Origin of the sequence: Streptomyces globisporus, assembly GCF_003501885.1 — a bacterium.
GTDB classification, from domain to species: Bacteria; Actinomycetota; Actinomycetes; order Streptomycetales; family Streptomycetaceae; genus Streptomyces; species Streptomyces globisporus_D.
On sequence record NZ_QWFA01000386.1, the window covers coordinates 1 to 1,330 of the forward strand.

Below are 1,330 nucleotides of genomic sequence, written 5' to 3' on the forward strand. Positions count from 1 at the left end.
TCCCGGCCCCGGGCCCCGCCCCGGACGCCCCCGCCCCCGACCGCTGGCGGCCCTGGCGCTTCCGCATGTCCAACGACGTGTGGGGTACGCCCGTCGTCTCCGGCGATCTGCTGTACGTGACGTCCTTCGAGGTCCACGCGCTGGACGTGGGCAACGGCCGACGCCAGTTCAAGACGCGGGACGTGGCCTGGGCGATGGCCGTCGAGGGCGGCAGGATCCACGCGTCGGACGGCCCCTCGCTGTACGCGCTGGACGCCACGACCGGCGCCGAGCAGTGGCGTCTGTCGACCGACGCCTGGGTGTACGCCCTCAAGGCCGACCGGGGCACGGTTCTGACCGCGACCCGGGGCGGCGGTGTGCAGGGCTGGGAGGCGTCCAGCGGCGAGAAGCTGTGGGAAGTCACCGGCGCGCAGACGGACTTCGAGACGGCGGAGGCCGGGCCGGTCATCCACGACGGCACGGTGTACGTCTGGCAGGACGCCCGGCTCCGCGCGCTGGACGCCCGCACGGGACTGGAGCGCTGGTCGTACCCGATCGGCGACGCGGCCTCCTGCGGCGGCGTCCCGGTCCGGGTCACCCCGGCCACCGACGGCTACGTCTACATCGCGGCGGGCACCCGGGTGCTGGCGGTGGAGACCGGCTCCGGCCGGGTGCGCTGGCACTTCGAGGCCCCGGCGGTCTTCCTCTCCCCGCCGGCGTTCGCGCCGGGCCCGGCGGTGACCGGCGGCGGGGTGTACCTCGCGGACTACCTCGGCACGGTGTACGCGCTCGACGCGACGACCGGCAAGGACCGCTGGCGGATCGCCACGGAGGCCCGGTCCTCGATCGAGCCGGTGCTGGTCGCGGTGGGCAACGTGCACGTCGGCAGCGGCAGCGCGCTGTACACGCTGGACGCGGTCACCGGTACCCCGAAGTGGCGCTTCGCGGCGGGCGGCGACGTGGTGGGCGCGCCGGTGGTGGCGGACGGCCGGGTCCACTTCGGCTCGGCGGACCACGTGCTGTACACCCTCGACGCGGCGGGCGGCCAGCTCCGCTGGAAGCTGGCGACGGGCGGCGAGATCACGGGCTCGCCCGTGGCGCAGGGGGGCGTGGTGTACGCGTGCAGCAAGGACCGCTGCGTGTACGCGCTGGACGCGCTGAAGGGCACGGGCACGGGGAACCGGGCGCGGACCTGAGCCACCCTTTTTTGTCCTCAACCGCCGGACGGGCTCATCCGAGCCCGTCCGGCGCACACCCGGCCCGTCCGGCGATTGAGGACGGAACCCCTGACGGGGGCGGGCGTCAACCCTGCGGGGGAGGCGGCGGCCGGTGGGGCGGGTGCACCGGGTCC

At 75.3% G+C, this 1,330-nt stretch carries 1 protein-coding gene; it reads left to right on the plus strand.

All coding sequences use genetic code 11. The annotated features are described in order from the left end of the window. On the plus strand, positions 1-1,175 hold a 1,175-nt coding region (locus D3105_RS33800), incomplete at its 5' end, for a PQQ-binding-like beta-propeller repeat protein (protein ID WP_165891144.1). Between the last annotated feature and the right edge of the window lie 155 nt (positions 1,176-1,330).